This is a genomic window from Rhizobium sp. CBN3, assembly GCF_030518245.1.
In the GTDB taxonomy this organism is placed as follows: domain Bacteria; phylum Pseudomonadota; class Alphaproteobacteria; order Rhizobiales; family Rhizobiaceae; genus Rhizobium; species Rhizobium aethiopicum_A.
Genome location: NZ_JAULSE010000008.1, coordinates 225256 through 243829, shown reverse-complemented (window position 1 = coordinate 243829; position 18574 = coordinate 225256). Strand labels below are relative to the sequence as shown.

At 61.9% G+C, this 18574-nt stretch carries 16 protein-coding genes; 4 read left to right on the top strand and 12 right to left on the bottom strand.

The annotated features are described in order from the left end of the window. Positions 1-253: 253 nt before the first annotated feature. The 10 genes from QWJ46_RS15000 to ltnD all read right to left on the bottom strand — a co-directional run bounded on the left by QWJ46_RS15000 (position 254) and on the right by ltnD (position 11849). Positions 254-1909, bottom strand: coding sequence for an ABC transporter ATP-binding protein (locus QWJ46_RS15000; protein WP_302751867.1), 1656 nt, complete (start codon positions 1907-1909; stop codon positions 254-256). Continuing rightward, complete coding sequence (locus QWJ46_RS14995) at positions 1906-2772, bottom strand: ABC transporter permease (RefSeq protein ID WP_302751866.1); 867 nt, start codon at positions 2770-2772, stop codon at positions 1906-1908. The genes QWJ46_RS15000 and QWJ46_RS14995 overlap by 4 nt, the downstream gene beginning before the upstream one ends. Further along, positions 2769-3719, bottom strand: coding sequence for an ABC transporter permease (locus tag QWJ46_RS14990; protein WP_184456197.1), 951 nt, complete (start codon positions 3717-3719; stop codon positions 2769-2771). The genes QWJ46_RS14995 and QWJ46_RS14990 overlap by 4 nt, the downstream gene beginning before the upstream one ends. An 88-nt stretch (positions 3720-3807) precedes the next feature. Next, positions 3808-5418 (bottom strand): ABC transporter substrate-binding protein, encoded by a 1611-nt coding sequence (locus QWJ46_RS14985; RefSeq protein WP_302751865.1) that lies wholly within the window; start codon positions 5416-5418, stop codon positions 3808-3810. Between the two features lie 64 nt (positions 5419-5482). Further along, positions 5483-6196, bottom strand: a complete 714-nt coding sequence (locus tag QWJ46_RS14980; RefSeq protein ID WP_302751864.1) for an HAD-IA family hydrolase — start codon at positions 6194-6196, stop codon at positions 5483-5485. Between the two features lie 220 nt (positions 6197-6416). Continuing rightward, positions 6417-7793 (bottom strand): aspartate aminotransferase family protein, encoded by a 1377-nt coding sequence (locus QWJ46_RS14975; protein WP_302751862.1) that lies wholly within the window; start codon positions 7791-7793, stop codon positions 6417-6419. A 12-nt stretch (positions 7794-7805) separates the two neighbouring features. Next, positions 7806-8642: a GNAT family N-acetyltransferase gene (locus QWJ46_RS14970; protein WP_302751861.1), complete on the bottom strand. Its 837-nt coding sequence runs from the start codon at positions 8640-8642 to the stop codon at positions 7806-7808. Between the two features lie 189 nt (positions 8643-8831). After that, positions 8832-10109, bottom strand: a complete 1278-nt coding sequence (gene otnK / locus QWJ46_RS14965) for a 3-oxo-tetronate kinase (RefSeq protein ID WP_302751860.1) — start codon at positions 10107-10109, stop codon at positions 8832-8834. 3 nt (positions 10110-10112) lie between these two features. Next, a complete protein-coding gene (gene otnI / locus QWJ46_RS14960) occupies positions 10113-10889 on the bottom strand; it encodes a 2-oxo-tetronate isomerase (protein WP_302751859.1) in 777 nt (258 codons plus the stop codon). Between the two features lie 15 nt (positions 10890-10904). Next, positions 10905-11849 carry an L-threonate dehydrogenase gene (gene ltnD / locus QWJ46_RS14955; RefSeq protein WP_302751858.1) on the bottom strand — a complete coding sequence of 315 codons (945 nt, stop codon included), beginning with the start codon at positions 11847-11849 and terminating at the stop codon, positions 10905-10907. Between the two features lie 206 nt (positions 11850-12055). On the opposite strand from ltnD, the gene QWJ46_RS14950 reads away from it, so the two are divergent. The 4 genes from QWJ46_RS14950 to QWJ46_RS14935 all read left to right on the top strand — a co-directional run bounded on the left by QWJ46_RS14950 (position 12056) and on the right by QWJ46_RS14935 (position 15840). After that, the gene (locus tag QWJ46_RS14950; protein WP_302751876.1) at positions 12056-13054 is read left to right on the top strand and encodes a LacI family DNA-binding transcriptional regulator; all 999 of its coding nucleotides are present in this window, start codon (positions 12056-12058) and stop codon (positions 13052-13054) included. A 16-nt stretch (positions 13055-13070) separates the two neighbouring features. Next, on the top strand, positions 13071-13739 hold the full coding sequence (locus tag QWJ46_RS14945; protein ID WP_302751857.1) for an aldolase: 669 nt from the start codon (positions 13071-13073) through the stop codon (positions 13737-13739). 144 nt (positions 13740-13883) lie between these two features. Continuing rightward, positions 13884-14552 carry a haloacid dehalogenase type II gene (locus QWJ46_RS14940; protein ID WP_302751856.1) on the top strand — a complete coding sequence of 223 codons (669 nt, stop codon included), beginning with the start codon at positions 13884-13886 and terminating at the stop codon, positions 14550-14552. 13 nt (positions 14553-14565) lie between these two features. Next, complete coding sequence (locus QWJ46_RS14935; protein WP_302751855.1) at positions 14566-15840, top strand: FAD-binding oxidoreductase; 1275 nt, start codon at positions 14566-14568, stop codon at positions 15838-15840. Positions 15841-15990: 150 nt separating this feature from the next. Here QWJ46_RS14935 and QWJ46_RS14930 read toward each other — a convergent pair whose 3' ends face one another. Together QWJ46_RS14930 and QWJ46_RS14925 are read right to left on the bottom strand one after the other, a co-directional pair. Beyond that, the gene (locus QWJ46_RS14930) at positions 15991-17448 is read right to left on the bottom strand and encodes an NAD-dependent succinate-semialdehyde dehydrogenase (protein ID WP_302751875.1); all 1458 of its coding nucleotides are present in this window, start codon (positions 17446-17448) and stop codon (positions 15991-15993) included. Positions 17449-17522: 74 nt separating this feature from the next. After that, entirely contained in the window at positions 17523-18566 is a 1044-nt protein-coding gene (locus tag QWJ46_RS14925; protein WP_302751854.1) for a tartrate dehydrogenase, read from the bottom strand. Positions 18567-18574: the final 8 nt, after the last annotated feature.

The window sequence follows — 18574 nt, the reverse complement described above, 5'->3', positions numbered from 1 at the left end:
AAGCAACATGGCGCAAGGCCGGTGAATTGCTCGACGCATTCTCGCCGGCCGAATGCGCCAACTATCTCACAAACTCAGGCTATGCTTCCGTATGAAAACAGCATGCTCTAGCGGTTTTTAGCAGTTCGAACCGACCGTCTCGATGCTTTGCAATCCTGACTCTAAAGCATTGACCAAAGAAGGCTTCGAGCCTCAGGCCGCGCGGCGTCGGCTGAAAAAGGCAGTTTGCCGCAACCGCCGCAGCGGCTGTGGCTCAGCGCCGGCAATAGGTCCGCACAAGTTCCGGATCCTGCTGGAGCCGGTCGAGCCAAGCCGGATCGAGCGTTGGCACCGATGAAAAGAGCAGTTGTGAGTAGGGGTGTTGCGGCGCCTTCCCCGTCGAGGAGGTGATTTCCTCGACCTTACGCCCTCCGTACATCACTACGATTTCGTCGCAGATCGCCTCTACCACCGAGAGGTCGTGGCTGATGAAGATGTAGGAGAGGCCGAGTTCGCGTTGCAACTCCTTGAGCAGATCGATGACTGCGGCGGCGACCACCGTGTCGAGCGCCGACGTGATCTCGTCGCAGAGGATCAGCTTCGGATCGGCGGCAAGCGCCCGGGCGAAGTTGACACGCTGCTTCTGCCCGCCCGAGAGTTCGCCGGGTCGGCGATGACGCAGGTTGCGGGGCAGGTGCACCATGTCGAGCAATTGATCAATCCGGGCGCTCCGTGCCTTTCGATCCATGCCGTGGTAAAAGACCAGCGGCCTGGCCAGGATGTCCTCGACAGATTTCGCCGGGTTGAGAGCGGTATCGGCATATTGGAAGACGATCTGCATCTCCCGCAACTCATTGCGCGAGCGCTCACGGGCGTTGTGGCGCAATTCCGTACCGTCGAAGACGATCTTGCCGACTGCGGCCGGCAGGATGCCGGCGATGGTGCGGGCAAGTGTCGACTTGCCACATCCGGATTCCCCGATGATGCCAAGGTTGCGTCCTCTTTCCACGGTCAGGCTTACGTGCTCGACCGCGCGAACAAGCGGGAGGCCGTCAGCCTGGGGCTGCCCGTAACCCGCAACGACGTCCTCGATCTTCAGGAGCGGCGCCGTTGCACCCTCGGTAGCACCTGCAGGGCCGCGCGGCTTCGGCTCGAAGGCGGCGAGCAGCTGCCGAGTATAGGGATGCTTGGCATCGTTGAGGATTTCTTCGGTGGTGCCGATTTCCTGGATCTCTCCTCCTTTCAACACGACGATTCGGTCGGCGATCTGTGCGACAACGGCAAGGTCGTGCGAGACATAGACGCCTGATATGCCGCCCTTCTTCATGACCGACTTGAAGGCGCGCAGCACTTCGATCTGGGTCGTGACGTCCAGCGCCGTCGTCGGCTCGTCGAAGATGACGAGCGATGGATTGCCAATCAGCGCCATGGCGGCTGCCAGGCGCTGCAGCTGCCCGCCGGAAACCTGGTGCGGATAGCGGCTGCCGATCGTTTCCGGTTCGGGCAGGGACAGCGCCCGGAAGAGTTCGATCGCTCGGGCGCGGGCCTCTTCCGGCGACATCAGCTGATGAATTCGCGTAACCTCGATTACCTGATCCATGATCGGCGTGGCCGGGTTGAAGGCGGCGGCGGCCGACTGCGGTACATAGGCGACCTCGGTGCCGCGCAGTTTGGCGCGCTGCTTTTCGCTCAGCCTAACCAAATCCTTGCCGTCGACCGAAACACTGCCGCCGGAGATGCGACAGCCCGGACGAGTATGACCCATGAGGGTCAGCGCGATCGTCGTCTTACCCGAGCCGCTCTCGCCGATCAGCGCGACGATCTCGCCCTCGGCGATGTCGAGGCTGACGCCCTTGATGATTTCGACGCGTCGGCCGGAATCTGTGGTTGCATCGACCTTGAGATCTCGGATTTCGATGAAATGTCTCATGACTCGCTCCGGTCGCGGATTTTCTGCGGCAGGTTGTCGATCAGCAGATTGACGCTGATGGTGAGGCTGGCGATGGCAAATGAGGGAAACATCACCGCCGGCGCGCCGAACGGCAGGCCGCCGATATTCTCGCGTACGAGTGCTCCCCAATCGGCATAGGGAGGCTGGACGCCGAGGCCGAGGAACGACAGTCCGGACAGCAGCAGAACGATGAAGACGAAACGAATGCCAAGGTCGGCAAGCACCGGCCCGACAATGTTGGGCAGGATCTCCGAGCGAATGAGATAGAGGGTGCTTTCACCTCGAATGCGCGCGACCGTGATGAAATCCATCGCATTGATGTTGACGGCGAGTGCGCGCGCGAAGCGGTAGGCGCCTGGAATGTAAATCACCGACAAGGTCATGATCAGCACCGGGACCGAGGAACCGACGGCAGCCACGACCACCAGTCCGAACAGCTTGCTCGGGATGGAGTTGAGAGCGTCGAGGAACCGGCTGAGGATTGTGTCCAGCCAGCCCCCGGCGACCGCTGCGATCATGCCGAGCACTACGCCGTTGAAGCAGGCGATCGTAACCGCCGCGAGCGAGATCCCGACCGTGTACCGCGCGCCCATCAGTATCCGCGAGAGCATGTCGCGGCCGAGATAATCGGAGCCGAGCCAGAGTTCACGGCTCATCGGGCCGAAATAGTCGAGATCGACGATCTCGCCGACCGGATAGGGGATAATCAGCGGCGCAAAGATTGCGACGAGAGCCCACGAGAGGATGATGGCGAGGCCGATCGCGCCGACGATGTTGAAGCGATAGCCGAACCGGGTTCCGGACAGCCGGCCGGAAGCAGTTTCTGAATGGGACATGGTCATCGTAGCCTCGGGTTTGAAAGGATGGCGATGATATCGGCGATGGTGATCAGCAGCAGGTAGCCAAGACAGAAGATCATTGCGCAGCTCTGGATCAGCGGCAGATCGCGGGTGGCGACGGCATCCAGCATCAGCTTGGCGATACCGGGATAGTTGAAAATAGTCTCGACGATGATGACGCCTCCGATTAGATAGGAAAGTGAAAGCGCAACCGCATTGACGATCGGGCCGAGCGCATTCGGCAGCGCATGTCGAAAGACGATGCGCGGCCGCGAGGCTCCTTTGAGCAATGCCATCTCGACATAGGGCGTATTGAGAGTCTCGATAACAGCCGCGCGCGTCATGCGAATCATCTGGGCCGAGACCACGAAGGTGAGGGTGATCACCGGCATGGCATAGACACGCAGAAGGTCAGCCAGACTGTGGACTTCATTGGCGAAAGATAGTGCCGGCAGCCATTTCAGATAGACGGCGAAGATGAGCGCAGCAGAGGTCGCGACCATGAATTCCGGTACGGAGATGACGCCGATGGTGATCACCGTGACGATCCGGTCGTAAAGAGTGCCGCGCAGCATCGCCGCAGTAATCCCGAGCGTGAGCGCGATCGGCACGGAGAAAAGCGCGGTGACGCCCGCCAACTTCAGCGTGTTGACGAAGCGGCCGGCAATGAGAGCAGCGATCGGCATTTCGTTGGCGTAGGACGTTCCGAGGTCGCCTTGCAGCAGTCCAACCAACCAGCGCAAGAAGCGAAAGAGCGCCGGTTCATCGAGATGCATGGCCTTGCGCAGGCCTTCGACGGCTTCCGGAGTGGCGGCCTGTCCAAGCAGGATTGACGCCGTATCTCCTGGCAGTAGCATTGTCGCGAAGAAGACGGCGAAGGAGACGATCACCAGGGTGACCACAGCGACGAACAATCTGCCCAGTACAAGGGATAAGACCTGGCGGTTCACGGGCGTCTTCCCTCTAAGTTCGAGTTGAGTTGCGTCTATGCACATGAAGGACTGGGGCGCGGCTGCAGCCCCAGTCTCCTGTGCTGCGTCACGCTTCAAGCCATACATACTCGGCGAAAGCATATCCCATCTGGCCGCCGAGGGGATTGGGTTCCAGGCCCTTGAGTTTGACCGTTGTGGCATCGACATTCGAGAGATAGGCCGGAATGATAGTACCAGCTTCTTGGGCGACCATGCCCTGCATCTCGTTGTAAATTGCCCTGCGCTTGTCCTGATCGAGAGAGCCGCGCGCCTCGATCAGCATTTTGTCGAACTTCTCAGATTTGTAATGGCTTTCGTTCCACGGAGCGTCCGAGGTGTAAAGCAGGGAGAAGAGGATATCTGGGGTCGGCCGCGGGTTGATATTGCCGAAATGGATCGGTGCCTTGAGCCAGTAATTGTCCCAGTAACCATCGGCCGGCACTCTCTGGACATCGAGCTTCATGCCGATTTCGGCACCGGCGGCCTGGATGATCATGGCCATGTCGATTGAAGAGTTTGCCGCATCGGAGGCGATGATCGGAATGGATTGTCCGAGGACGCCTGCCTTCTGGAAGTGGAACTTCGCCTTTTCAGGGTCGAAGTCCCGGGCCTTCAGCTCTGTATTGCGGTAGAAGTTTACCGGGGAGACGGGTTGGTCATTGCCGACCTCGCCGAGACCGCGCAACGCCGATTTGACGATCTGTTCACGGTTGACCAGATATTTCATTCCCTCGACGAAATCCCGCTTGTTGCCGGGCGCCATGTCCAGTCGCATGTTGAGATTGGTATAGTTGCCGGAGGTTGTCTTCGACAATGTGAAGCCGTCGCCCTGTGCCTCGACGAGGCGCATGGAACGGGGATTTATCGCGGAGGCGAGATGAATATCGCCCGCAAGCAACGCGTTGACGCGGGCGTTGTCGTCGCTGATAGCGAAATATTCGAACGAGTCGACGTTCGGACCCGATTTCCAGTAGTTCTTATTCTTGATTCCGACCGAGCGAACGCCCGGTTCGAACACTTCCTTGACGAAAGCGCCGGTGCCGTTGGCCTTCGTAAAGTCGGTCGTACCGTCGGCGACGATCATGAAGTGATGCATGGACAGGATGGTCGGCAGGTCGGCATTCGCGCTGGCGAGAGTGATCTCGACGGTCTGCTTGTCGACCGCTTTGAAGTCGGTCATCTGGGCGGCGATCTTGGCGACCTTCGAGCCCACCGAGGGGTCGAGATGACGTTTCAGCGAGAAAACCACGTCATCGGCCGTTAGCGGCTTGCCGTCGTGGAAGGTGACGCCCTTCTTCAGCTTGACCGTCCAGGTCTTGGCATCCTTGGATTCGATCGCCTCTGCGAGCTCCATCTGCGGCGTACCGCTCTTATCGAGGAAGGTCAGGCGGTTATAGAAGGAACAGCAGCGGACATAATCGGTAGAGAGCGACGCCTTGGCAGGATCGAGGGTATCGGCGGTCGAGGACGACCAGCCGGCCGCCTTGAGCGCTCCGCCGGAAACGGGCGTGGCAGCGAGCGCCTTGCCGGCGCGGCCGAGCACAAGCCCGCCGGCGGACATGGCAACGCCACCCGCAAGCATCATATGCAGCAGCTCGCGACGAGTTGCGCCACGACGGATGGCGGTTTCGATCATCGCGTCGTCGGATCTGGTCCAATTGGTGATCTTGTCGTTCATCTCATTCCCCTTTTCTTCTGTGACGGGGCTGCCTTGCTAGGCGAGCCCGGTCCGGTGTTAAAAGTCATGCGCGCGCGGCGGCCGCGGCCTCTGCGAGGCCTGCCATCGACGTGAAATGATAGTCGGGTGCAGTGAACTCGGCCGGCTCGATCGTGCCGCCGTAGCCTTTCTGGGCATGCCGTCGCTCGATCCAGCAATTGGTCAGGCCGAGTTTCCGGGATATTCCGATGTCGTGATACTGGCTCTGGGCGACATGCAGGATGTCATCTTTTGAATGTCCTTCCGAGGCGACGTAGTCGAATACCTTCTCGAAGAATGCGGGATCGGGCTTCTCCGTGCCAGTATCGTCGGCGGTGAAGGCCGCGTGGAAGGGATTGCCGAGCTCCTTCTCGAAGAATTCAAATGCCCAGCGGCGGGCGTTGGTCATCGCCACGAGGCGGTAATCTTTCGCGAGCTCTGCCAGTGCCGCGGCGCTGTCTGCGAAACCTTTCCAGCTCTTTGCCGAGCCCCGCAAACGTTCGCCGTATTTGCGATCGTTGGGCAGGCCGAGCTTCGGCGCGATCGCCAGGTAGACGCGCACCAGGTCGTCAGGAAAGAGGTCGGCGTCGTCGGAGTAGCGGGCCTCGCGATAGAGGCTAAGCGCTCGCTCGCCATCGATTTCACTTCCTGTTTCGGCGGCGATCTCGGCAAGGCAGGCTTTGAGTCCGCCCTCGAAGTCGATAAGCGTGCCGACGACATCGAAGGTCATGTACTTGAATTCGGGAAGGCTCTTGTTCACGTGAATTCCCCAGTGTTCGGCTCCGATGGGAGCGCGGCTTCTCAAAGAAGAATTTTCTGTTCCGCCGGCGGGCTTATTGTCCCGCTCTTGTATGGAAGACCGCATCCGCTGGGATCCCGGTCTTTGTTCGTTTCAGTTTGTCACCTGCACCGCGCCGGATTCGCCGAATAAACCGCATGAGGCGGCACAAAATACCGAATCTGACCCTTCCGCAGTATTCTCAAGTCCGCAGCGCCCGACGCACATCCGGGTCCTCCACCGTCTCGTCCAGCGTCAAACGCGTGCGATCGACGATCGCATCGATTTCGGTTTCGGTGCAGCATAGCGGCGGCGCGTAGCCAAGCACGCCGTTGCCGAACGCGCGGATGACGAGGCCATTTTCCCAGGCGCGATCGAAGATGCGGCGCGCCGGCTCGGCGGATGCCGGCAGCGGCGTCCTGTTGACTTTGTCGACCACGAGTTCGATGGCAGCGAGCATGCCGCGCCCGCGGACATCGCCGACGAGCGGGTGGTCCCTCAGCGATTCCAGTCCCTGCATCAGCCGCTTCCCGGCCTTGACGCCATTGTCGAGAAGGCCGTTTTCGTAGAGCTTCAAGACTTGGAGGCCGACGGCGGCGCTGACAGGGTGGGCCGAATAGGTAAAGCCATGACCAATCGCGGTGGCGCCTGCCCCGTCGGCGATCGTCTCGTACACGTGATCGGCCATGAAGACGGCGCCCATTGGGACGTAGCCGGAGGTGAGGCCTTTGGCGGTCGTCATAAGATCAGGCACGACCTCTTCCTCACTACAGGCAAAAAGGGGCCCGGTCCGGCCAAAGCCGGTGATCACCTCATCGGCGACAAAAAGGATGTCGTGCTCGCGGCAGAATTCCCGCATTGCCCTAAGCCACCCTTTCGGCGGCACAAGCACGCCGCCAGAACCCTGGATCGGTTCGACGTAGAAGGCGGCGACGCGGTCCGGCCCGATCGCTTCGATCTTGCTTTTCAGTGCCGTGAGCGAAGCCTCGATGATCGCCTGGGGGCTATCGCCAACAGGGTTGCGGTAGGCGTAATGGGACGGAATTTTATGCTGCCAATCGAAAGGAAGACCGAAGCCGGCATGGAAGGCAGGCAAGGCGGTCAGGCCCGCACCCACCGTCGAGGAACCGTGATAACCCTGTTCGACCGAAATGAACTGATCGCGTTCGGGCCGTCCTCGGGCATTCCAGTAGTAGCGAATGAAGCGAACCGTGCTGTCCACCGCGTCGGAGCCGCCGAGCGTGAAGTAGACATGGTTGAGGTCGCCCGGCGCCCGGTCGGCAAGCTCGGAGGCGAGCCGGATTGCAGGCTCGGAGCCGAGGCCGAAATAGGCCGTTGCATAGGGAAGCTCCCGCATCTGCCTGGCCGCCGCCTCGACGATGCTGTCGTGGCCGTAACCCGCATTGACGCACCAGAGGCCGGCGAAACCGTCGATCAATTGTTTGCCCGAGGCGTCTGTGACTGTCGCTCCCTTGGCTGAGGTGAGCACCCGCACGCCGTGTTTTTCATGGCTGCGGTAAGATGCCACCGGATGAATGAGATGGGCACGATCGAGTTCGATGAGCGAGTTGCTGTACATGGGATCTCCGGATCAGCCGAGGGCCTGGTTGGCAAGGGCAAAGATGGTGGCGGTCCGGGCGGCGAGGTCGCCGGCCGATGGCTTTCTCATGGCGATGCCACCACCGACATGGGCGAGCCCGTGTGTGGCGAGCCATGGGGAGAGTCCGGCTTCGGCAGTCGTGTCCACCCTGAGGAACCTTCCCGGACGACCGGCGATGTGATGTTCGATGAGTTTCCTGGCGTCCTCGATATCCGCGGCGACCACGGGTCCGATCACCTCGCCGCGCCCGAAGGGACGAACGCAGGCGAAGCCCGAAATGTCGCCGTCGCGGCGAATGACGGCGAATTCGCCGATCCTTGCGAGATAGGAGAGTAGCCCTTCGCGGTCGGCGCCGAAGGCAAGGCGGTCGAGCGTCATGATGGCCGGGAGATCGCCGGTGGTGGCGGCGCTCGTGCCGGCCGGTGCGTCGATTTCTCCCGCGAGGCCTTGGTGCTGCGCCACGGTCCCGGTTTCATGAAAGCCGAGCTTCTGGTAGAGCGACAGGCCCGCCGTTGTCGCGACCAGCCGCAGCTGCCGGTCGCCTGCGATTCGCAACGCGGCATCCATCAGCCGGCGGCCGAGGCCACGGCCGCGCAGGGCTTCGCCGACGATGACCATGTTGATGGTCGCGCAATCTTGCTTGTAAGGTGTGACGAGCACGGTGCCGACGACCCTGTCGTTTTCGATTGCGACCACGCCTTCGCTCAACGCGAGCGCCATCTGCCAGTCCTGCGGCCGATGCGGCCAGCCAGCCTGCCTGGAGAGCGCAACGGCTGCTTCCAGATGATCTGGGGTAAATGCAGCGATTTCGATCTGACGTGTTTGCATCGGGCCGTCCTTCATGTCGTGCCCGCAAGTCTGCCGGAGCCCCGGCGGGCAGATCATCTGAAGGCCGCGGTTCAGGCAGTATCTTATAGCATTACGCCAAGGGGCTGCCGCATCTTATGCTAGAGCCGAACGATATCCACGCTATCCAAACCGGCTCGGGGCCAAAATGGCTCGGCTCGTCGGGGCAGGTCAGTGCATCATTGCCAGCGCTGCCGCAAAGAAGTCGTCGCCACCGAAGTTTCCTGATTTCAATGCCAGAAGCATGTCGCCCTGCCGATTGCCGACGGTACGCAGCACCGGCACGCCCGGAGCAATCTCGGGGCCGATCAGAAATGCCGGGATGGCGAGCCTGTCGACGGCTGCTCCGGAAGTTTCGCCGCCGGCGACCACCAGGCGCCGCACGCCTCGCTCAACCAGTTCGGCTGCTATGATCGAGGTCGCCGTCTCGATCGCGTGGCCGGAGGCCTCCCGCCCATATTGCGATTGCAGCCGGGATACCGTTTCCGGCGTCCCGCTCGCGGCGACTATGACGGGACCGGCGGAGATGCGGTCTCCGGCCCAGGAAATAGCGGCGGCGATCTCATCCGGACCAGACATTAGCCGCTCCGGATCAAGCCGCAGCACAGGCATCGACCGTTCGGCGACCTCGAGCTGGCGTAGCGTTGCCTTCGAACAGCTGCCGGCAACGATCGCCGAAAACCCGCCGACAGGGCGAATAATGTCTTCAGCTGTTGCGCCGCCGGATATGCGGCCGGAACGGACGAGCGCCCGGGCAAGGCCGAGGCCAAGGCCGGAGGCACCGGTCGATACCGGCATTTCGAGCGCGATCTCGCCGAGCGTTTCGAGATCCGTTTCGAAAATCGCGTCGGCGATAGCCAAGGTCACGCCTGTCGTGCGTAACGCATCGAGCCTCGCCCTGGCGGCGGCAGGGCCGGCCGCGATGGCTGCCAAATCGACCAAGCCGACGGCGCCTCGCGATTGCCGAGTAAGAACCCGCACGAGATTGGAGTCGTGCATCGGGTTGAGAGGGTGATCCTTGAGCGGGCTTTCGTTCAATGGTTGGCCGCCGACGAAGAGATGGCCGAGATAGACGGTACGCCCCGTTTCCGGAAAGGCTGGTGTAACCAGCACGCTGCCGCCGCCGGCAGCATCGCGCAAGGCCTCGGTGACGGGGCCGATATTGCCAGCATCGGTGGAATCGAAAGTCGAGCAGATTTTGTAAAGCACGTGGCTCGCGCCTCGATGGCGCAGCCATCGCTCGGCTTCCGTTGCAGCCGTCACGGCCTCAGCGGCAGGGACCGAGCGGATTTTCAGGGAAACGACGACGGCATCGACGTCGGGCAGTGCCAGCGATGGATCAGGGATGCCGACCGTCTGCACCGTGCGCAGGCCATTCTTTGTCAGCGTATTGGCGAGGTCGGAGGCGCCCGTGTAGTCGTCAGCGATTGATCCGAGAGAAACGGCCATCGTCTAGCTCCGTGCAAAAGGTTTAAACCAGCCAAGACCGTCCAGCGTGTGGCTGCGCGGGATGTATTCGCAGCCGACGAAGCCGCCGTAGCCCAGACGGTCGATTTCGCCGAACAGATAGGGATAGTTCATCTCCTCCCCATCGGGCTCGTTGCGTGACGGCACGCTGGCGATCTGGATATGGCCGGTGATCGGCAGCAGGCGCCGCAGCGCCATGACGACGTCGCCATGGATGATCTGCCGATGATAGATGTCGAACTGCAGCTTCAGATTCGGCAGGCCGCATTCGGCAATCAGCCGCTCGGCTGCGCCGAAGTCGTTGAGGAAATATCCCGGCATGTTTCGCCCGTTGATCGGCTCGAGCAGGAGATCGATGCCCTTTTCCGCAAGCCGCTCGGCCGTATAGGTGACGGAGCGCCGGTACCGGGAGGCGGCTTCTTCGTCGTTACGGTCGGCGATGCCCGCCATCAGGTGCAATCGTCCGACCCCCGTCGCTGCCGCGTAGTCCAGTGCCTTGTCGACATCGGCTTTCAGCGCATCGAACCGTCCGGGAAGGGCGGCAATGCCACGCTCGCCTGCTGCCCAGTCGCCCGGCGGCAGATTGAACAAGGCCTGCTGCAGATTGTTGCGGGCAAGCCGCTCGGCAATTGTCTCCGGCGTGGCTTCATAGGGAAAGAGGTATTCGACGGCGGCAAAGCCGGCATCGGCTGCAGCGTCGAAGCGGTCGAGGAATGCCCATTCGTTGAACATCATCGTCAGGTTGGCGGCAAAAACCGGCATGTCTAGCGTTCCTTTTTACAGGCTCTGCGGCTTTTCGTTGGAACCGGGCAATTCAGCGCCGGAAAGTTTGGCATAGAGCCGCGCGAGCGAGGAGTCGTCGTCCCGGCCCATGCCGGCGCCTGCAGCGGCCAGATACATCTGCAGGGCCGCTGCCGCGAGCGGGGCCGGGTAGCGCTCGGAGCGCGCCATATCCTGGACGATGCCGAGATCCTTGACGAAAATCTCGATGCTGCTGAGCGGCGTATAGTCTCCAGCCAGCACATGCGGCACGCGGTTTTCGAACATCCACGAATTGCCGGCCGAAGCGGTGATCACCTCATAGACCTTGTCGAGGTCGAGGCCCTGCTTGGCCGCAAAGCTTATGGCCTCACATGCGGCTGCGATATGCACGCCGGCGAGAAGCTGGTTGATCATCTTGAAGGCGGCGCCCGTACCGGCCGCGTCGCCGAGCTCGTAGACCTTGCCGGCCATGGCGTCGAGACCAGACCGCGCCGCATCGAAAGCCTGCCTGGAGCCGGACGCCATGATCGTCAGCTCGCCAAGCGCCGCCTTGGCCGCGCCGCCCGATATCGGCGCATCGAGATAGTGCAGACCGAGGGTCTCGGCCCGCCCCGCCAGATCGCGCGCGACGGCGGGGTCCATCGTCGCCGACGAAATGAAGACAGCGCCGGCCTTCATCGTAGCCGCAATGCCGTGAGGCCCGAACAGCACGGCTTCTGTCTGCGCGCCGTTGACCACCACGGAGACGACGATGTCGGCATTCTTGGCGGCGTCGGCGGGGGATGACGCGCCACGTCCGCCTTCGGCGACGAAGCGGTCTACTGCCGCCGGCGTTATGTCATATCCGACGACGTCGAGACCTGCGCGCCTCATGGACAGGGCCATTCCCATTCCCATCGAACCAAGGCCGATGACGGCCGCAGTGACGGTAAGGCCCGAGTTGTCAGCAAGCGGTGTCATGGGAATATCCTCCGGTCGCGCCTCTTTTGGCAGCGCTGCCATTCTTTCTAAATCATAACCGGGACGCTGCCAATGGTAAATTGGCAGCGCTGCCAAAAATATGTTGCTTCTTGCCGGAAGTGGTGAAAAATGGAAATGCCGGCGACGGCGCCCCGGCGTTCGGTGGCGCGCCTGAAAGCCTGCTGATATCGGATACAAAATTGACCATGGAATTCAAACATCAGGCGACGGTGACCCTTGCAGAGGTCGCGCAAGCGGCCGGCGTCGGCGAGAGCACGGTGTCGCGCGTGCTGCGCAACCACGGTTCGTTTTCCGGCAGAACGCGGGAGCGAGTGATGGCCGCCGTCGAGCGGCTGGGTTATGTCCCGAACCGGATCGCCGGAACGCTTGCCTCAACCGGTTCCCGTCTTGTCGCCTTCGTCATACCCTCACTGTCCAATATCGTATTTTCCGACGTGCTGCGTGGAGCGAGCGCCGTTCTGGAAGAAAACCACTATCAGGCGGTTTTTTCGGTGACGGACTATGATCCGGGCAAGGAGGAGTCGCTCGCAACCGCGATGCTTGCCTGGCGGCCGGCGGCGGTGATGCTGGCGGGGTACGAGCACACCGACGGCACGGCGAAGATGTTGCGCGCCAGTGGATGCCGGGTTGTGGAACTGCTTGACCTGGACGGCGATGCTCTCGATATCGCCGTCGGCTTCTCGAACCGCGCGGCCGGGCGGGAGAGCGCCGCCTTCCTGATCAGGCGGGGCTATCAGCGGATCGGCTATGTCGGTCACGACCTGGACCGCGACACCCGCGCCGGCAAGCGTTTTTCGAGTTTCTGTGACACTCTCGACGCCAACGGAACTCCGCTCATCGCTCGCGAAATCGTGGCGGGCGCTTCGTCAGTGGAAAACGGCAAGCAGGGGCTGGAGCGACTGCTGGCACGAGCAACCGACCTCGATGCGGTCTACTTTTCCAACGACGACATGGCGCTCGGGGGTTATTTTCACTGTCTCGCCCAAGGGATCGCCATCCCCTCGCAGCTCGCCATTTTCGGCTATAACGGCCTCGATATCGGCCGGGCAATACCGCAACCCTTATCGACCATCCGGACACCGCGTGTGGCGACGGGGCAGATCGCCGCGCAGCTGGTCGTCGCCAACGCGCCGCCGCAAGCCATCGATCTCGGTTTTGAACTGATCGAAGGGGCAACTGCGTAACATTGGAGGAACCGCCATGTCCGACGCGCGCCTGCGTGAGGAAATCTGCCGATACGGTCGCTCGTTGTTCGAGCGCGGGCTGACGCCCGGTTCGTCCGGCAACATATCGTTGCGGCTGGAGGACGGCGGCTGGTTGGTGACGCCGACCAACGCCTCGCTCGGTTTTCTCGACCCGGCCCGGATATCCAGGCTCGACGCGGAGGGGCGGTTGCTGTCCGGCGACAAGCCGACCAAGGAAATCCCGCTTCACACCGCCCTCTACGAGACACGCGGCAGCGCCCGCGCCATCGTTCATCTTCACTCCACCCATGCGGTGGCGCTGACCATGCTGCCGGAGATCGATCCGCGTGCGGCCCTGCCGCCGATCACACCATATTATCTCATGCGCGCCGGCGAGACCGCTTTGGTGCCGTATTATCGCCCCGGGGATCCCGCTGTGGCCGATGCAATCCGGGGGCTGGCCGGCAAATATTCATCGGTGCTTCTCGCCAATCATGGACCTGTTGTCGCCGGTGACAGCCTGGAGGCGGCGGTCTTCGCGACCGAGGAACTGGAGGAAACGGCGAAGCTCTATCTGCTGTTGCGCAACCTCAATCCCCGGTTCCTCAGCCCGGCTCAGGTGGCCGATCTCGTCAATACCTTCGGCCTCGATCTTCCGTCGCATCATGACCACGATCACGATTGAACCCGACAGCACGCAACCTTCTGCCAAACGCCGCTTTCTATACGATAGATTCTGCTTCCGATGCCGCCAATTCAGGTAAGCCGCGGATAAAGCGGTGCCTATGATTGTGAAACATCCCGGTTCCAATCATTCAAGGATACGCAGATGACGAAGTTCCGCCCGAAATACATCACCTTCGACTGCTACGGCACGCTCACCAACTTCCAGATGGCGGAAGCGGCACGCGATCTCTACGGCGACCAGCTCGACGAACCGCGCATGGCGGAGTTCGTCAGGAATTTCGCCGCCTATCGCCTCGACGAGATCATGGGCGCCTGGAAGCCCTATGCGGAGGCGGTGCACAATTCGCTCGAGCGGACTTGCAAGCGTATCGGCGTGACATTTCGCGACGAAGCAGCGCAAATGGTTTACGAGCGCGTTCCGACCTGGGGGCCGCATCGCGACGTACCCGAGGGCCTTGCCAGAGTTGCCAAGGAAATTCCTTTGGTCATCCTGTCCAACGCCATGGACGCGCAGATCATGTCGAATGTCGAAAAGCTCGGCGCGCCCTTCCATGCGGTCTATACCGCGCAACAGGCAAATGCCTATAAACCGCGTTTCCAGGCCTTCGAATATATGTTCGACATGCTCGGCTGCGGACCGCAGGACGTGCTTCATTGCTCGTCCTCCTTCCGCTACGATCTGATGTCGGCCCACGATCTCGGCATCAAGAACAAGGTCTGGGTCAATCGCGGTCACGAGCCGGCCAATCCCTTTTACGGCTATGTCGAAATTCCCGATATCTCCGGTTTGCCTGGTGTGGTCGGCCTCTGACGGAGACAAGCGGATGCAGTTCCAATCCTACTGGCACGACACGGCCCGCCCTTTTGCCGATGCGGCTCAAGGTCCTGTCGAAGGACATTATGATGTCGCCGTCATCGGCGCCGGTTTTACCGGGCTTGCGGCAGCGCGCCAGCTTGCAAAAGCCGGCGTCAAGGTCGTCGTGCTGGAGGCCGAACGCGTGGGCTGGGGGGCATCGGGACGCAACGGCGGCCACCTCAACAACGGACTAGCCCACAGCTTCCTGTCCGCCAAGTCAGCGCTCGGCGCTCAGAGGGCTGTCGCGCTCTATCGGGCATTCGATGAGTCCATCGACACGATTGAGACGATCATCGCCGAGGAGGGAATCGACTGCAATTTCCGTCGCGCCGGGAAGCTGAAGCTTGCCTCCAAGCCGCAGCATTTCGATGCCATTGCCCGCAACTTCGAGGCTGTACATAAAGAGGTCGATCCGGAGACGGCGCTTCTTTCGGCGCATGACTTGAAGAGTGAGGTCGGCTCGCCCTTCCATGGCGCCATGCTCTCGAAGAAGAGCGCGATGATGCATATGGGCCGCTATGTTGCCGGGCTTGCCACCGCGGCCGTCCGCCACGGCGGCGTCATTTTCGAAAAGGCCGCCGTGACCGGCCACAGGCAAGGCAACAGCCGCCACAGCCTGGAGACGGCGCGGGGCACCGTCACCGCCGACCATGTGCTGGTGGCGACAGGCGCCTACACGCCGTCGCTCTTCGGCTATTTCCGCCGCCGGATCATTTCCGTCGGCAGCTTCCTGCTCGCCACGCATCCGCTGAGCGACGCCGAAATCGCAGCGACGATGCCGGGAAACCGGACCTGTGTCACTTCGATGAACATCGGCAACTATTTCCGGCTCTCGCCCGACAAGCGGCTGATCTTCGGCGGGCGCGCACGCTTTTCCGCCACCTCGGATCAGCGGTCGGATGCAAAGAGCGGCGATATTCTGCGCGCCAGCCTGGCTGAAATCTTCCCGCAGCTTGCCGGCATCGAGATCGATTATTGCTGGGGCGGGCTCGTCGACATGACGAAAGACCGTTATCCCCGCGCCGGCTATGTCGACGGCGTTTGGTACGCCATGGGCTATTCCGGCCACGGCGCCCAGCTCTCCACCCATCTCGGCATGATCATCGCCGATGCCATCATGGGCAAGGCGGATCGCAATCCGGTAAAAGGCCTCGAATGGCCTGCCGTTCCCGGTCATTTCGGCAAGCCGTGGTTCCTGCCGGTCGTCGGGCTCTATTACAAGACACTTGATCGCTTCATGTAAACGCGGCATGGCGAGAGCGGTTCAGCCGGTCGGGCGTGTATGGCAAGCCCTTGCGGCGGTGCGAAACCAGCAGAATCCAAGATCTAAGCTTGGGACATCGTTTAGGAAGGCACCGGAATGATCTTCCGGCGCCCTTTGCTTTTTTGACGGTCAGGAGAGCCCGCCAATATGGAAGCTCTTCATTTCCAGATATTCCTCAATGCCGCATTGGGCGCCCTCACGCCCGAGGCCGGATTGCTTGACGCCGCCGAACGGAGCGACCTCGGTCGAGATGGCGCCGGTGTTCAGACCGATCATGCCGAATTCGAGCGCCTCGCCGACGCGCCAGGACCGTTTCAGGCTCTCGGTGTAGAAATAGGCGGCAAGGCCGTAGGGGGTGGAATTTGCAATGCGGATCGCCTCTTCCTCGGTGTCGAACCGGAACAGCGGGGCAACCGGTCCGAATGTCTCTTCGCTGGCAAGCTGCATGTCGGTGGTCGCGCCGCCAAGCACCATAGGCGCCGCATATTGATCGCCGCCCGGCATAGAACCGGCGGTGGCGAGGATCTTGGCTCCCTTTTCCACCGCATCGTCCACGTGACGCTTGATCTTCTCGATCGCTGCATTGTTGATCATTGGCCCGATATCCGTTCCGGCCTCCGTGCCTGCCCCGACCTTCATAGCAGACACCCGCGCGCCGAGTTTGGCGGCAAAGGCATCGTAGACGCCGGACTGAACAAGAAGACGGTTGGCGCAAACGCACGTCTGCCCACCATTCCGGAATTTAGACGCGATAGCGCCTTCCACGGCGAGATCGAGATCGGCATCGTCGAACACGATGAAAGGCGCGTTGCCGCCGAGTTCGAGACTGAGCCGCTTGATGCTGTCAGCGGCGCCGCGCATCAGCAGCGATCCGACGCGGGTCGAGCCGGTGAAAGAGATCTTGCGGACGGTCTGGTTCGTCATCAGTTCGTCGCCGATTGCTGCCGGCATGCCGGTGACGATGTTGATCACGCCCTTGGGAATGCCGGCGCGCTCTGCCAGTACGGCGAGCGCCAGCGCCGAAAACGGGGTCAGCTCCGATGGCTTGATGACGACCGTGCAACCAGCCGCAAGCGCCGGCCCCACCTTGCGAGTGATCATCGCATTGGGAAAATTCCACGGCGTGATGATCGCCGATACGCCGACGGGCTCCTTCAGAACGACGATCCGCCGGGCCGCGGTGGGCGAGGGGATGGTCGTTCCGCCGATGCGGCGTGCTTCCTCGGAAAACCATTTGATGAATGAGGCGCCGTAGCGGATTTCGCCCCGGGCTTCCGTCAGCGGCTTTCCCTGTTCCGTGGTCAGGATCAGGGCCAGGTCCTCGATATTGTCGAGCATCAGGTCGTGCCAGGCCTCGAGCAGGGCCGCGCGCTCGGCATGGGTCTTTGCCCGCCATGGACCAAAAGCTTTTTCTGCCGCCATGATAGCGGCCCGTGTGTCGGCTCCGTCCATGTCGGGCACGCTGCCCAGCACGTGCTGCGTCGCCGGATCGATTACCTCGATCGTGCGCCCAGCTGCGCCCCCGCACCATTCTCCGTCGATGAGCCCCTGCCGGCGCAGCAGGCTTCCATCCCTCAATCCGTTCATCTTGTCCTCTTTCATCAAAGCGTCCTCTCCACAATTCCGGGCGCAAAACCGCGGCGCAATTTGTGCGACGTGCTCTAGTCGAGTGCCGAAAGCGCCGATGCCGTGATCGCCTCCGTCTTGTCCTTGCCGGGAACAGCGCCGATGCCGCGCGCCGTCGTCGCCTCGATGGCAGCCATTACCCTTCCGGCGGCGGCCGCTTCCCCGAGATGTTCGAGCATCATCGCGCCCGACCAGATGGCAGCGATCGGATTGGCAATTCCGAGATGAGCGATATCGGGCGCGGAGCCGTGGACCGGTTCGAACATGGACGGCGCCTGGCGATCGGGATTGATGTTGGCGGATGCCGCAAAGCCGAGCCCGCCCTGGATGGCAGCGCCAAGGTCGGTCAGAATGTCGCCGAACAGGTTGGATGCAACCACGACATCGAGGCTCTCAGGCGCCATGACCATACGGGCGGCCATGGCGTCGATGTGGTAGCTCGTCACCTCGATATCCGGATATTCTGCCGAGAGCCTGTGGGTGATCTCGTCCCAAAAGACCATCGAATATTTCTGCGCGTTTGACTTCGTCACCGAGGCGAGTTTGCCGCGCCGCGCGCGTGCTTGCTCGAAACCGAAACGCAGGATGCGTTCGACCCCCTTGCGGGTGAAGATGGAAGTTTCCACTGCCACCTCGCTGTCCGTGCCCTGATGAACGCGGCCGCCGGCGCCGGAATATTCGCCCTCGGTATTTTCGCGGATGCAGAGGATGTCGAAGCTCTCGGACCGCAGCGGCCCCTGCACGCCCGGCAGCAGCCGGTGCGGGCGGATGTTGGCATATTGCACGAAAGCCTTGCGGATGGGCAGCAGCAATCCATGCAGCGACACGGAATCCGGCACCTTGCTGGGCCAGCCGACGGCGCCGAGCAGGATGGCGTCGAAGGACCTCAGCGTCTCGATCCCGTCGGCGGGCATCATGCTGCCGTTTTCGAAATAGTAGTCGCAGGACCAGGGATAGCGGGTTGCTTCAAGAGAAAACCCGCTCGATCCGGCTGTCTTTTCGAGCACGGCCCAGGCAGCGTCGGTCACGTCGCGGCCGATGCCGTCTCCTGGCAGAAGGGCAATCCTGTAGGTCTTCATCTGAGCTC

What these genes read in the sequence shown, in the direction of transcription:
- QWJ46_RS15000 (WP_302751867.1), bottom strand. Translation starts at nt 1,909, where the DNA reads ATGAGACATTTCATCGAAATCCGAGATCTCAAGGTCGATGCAACCACA.
- QWJ46_RS14995 (WP_302751866.1), bottom strand. Translation starts at nt 2,772, where the DNA reads ATGACCATGTCCCATTCAGAAACTGCTTCCGGCCGGCTGTCCGGAACC.
- QWJ46_RS14985 (WP_302751865.1), bottom strand. Translation starts at nt 5,418, where the DNA reads ATGAACGACAAGATCACCAATTGGACCAGATCCGACGACGCGATGATC.
- QWJ46_RS14975 (WP_302751862.1), bottom strand. Translation starts at nt 7,793, where the DNA reads ATGTACAGCAACTCGCTCATCGAACTCGATCGTGCCCATCTCATTCAT.
- QWJ46_RS14970 (WP_302751861.1), bottom strand. Translation starts at nt 8,642, where the DNA reads ATGCAAACACGTCAGATCGAAATCGCTGCATTTACCCCAGATCATCTG.
- otnK (WP_302751860.1), bottom strand. Translation starts at nt 10,109, where the DNA reads ATGGCCGTTTCTCTCGGATCAATCGCTGACGACTACACGGGCGCCTCC.
- otnI (WP_302751859.1), bottom strand. Translation starts at nt 10,889, where the DNA reads ATGCCGGTTTTTGCCGCCAACCTGACGATGATGTTCAACGAATGGGCA.
- ltnD (WP_302751858.1), bottom strand. Translation starts at nt 11,849, where the DNA reads ATGACACCGCTTGCTGACAACTCGGGCCTTACCGTCACTGCGGCCGTC.
- QWJ46_RS14950 (WP_302751876.1), top strand. Translation starts at nt 12,056, where the DNA reads ATGGAATTCAAACATCAGGCGACGGTGACCCTTGCAGAGGTCGCGCAA.
- QWJ46_RS14945 (WP_302751857.1), top strand. Translation starts at nt 13,071, where the DNA reads ATGTCCGACGCGCGCCTGCGTGAGGAAATCTGCCGATACGGTCGCTCG.
- QWJ46_RS14940 (WP_302751856.1), top strand. Translation starts at nt 13,884, where the DNA reads ATGACGAAGTTCCGCCCGAAATACATCACCTTCGACTGCTACGGCACG.
- QWJ46_RS14935 (WP_302751855.1), top strand. Translation starts at nt 14,566, where the DNA reads ATGCAGTTCCAATCCTACTGGCACGACACGGCCCGCCCTTTTGCCGAT.
- QWJ46_RS14930 (WP_302751875.1), bottom strand. Translation starts at nt 17,448, where the DNA reads ATGAACGGATTGAGGGATGGAAGCCTGCTGCGCCGGCAGGGGCTCATC.
- QWJ46_RS14925 (WP_302751854.1), bottom strand. Translation starts at nt 18,566, where the DNA reads ATGAAGACCTACAGGATTGCCCTTCTGCCAGGAGACGGCATCGGCCGC.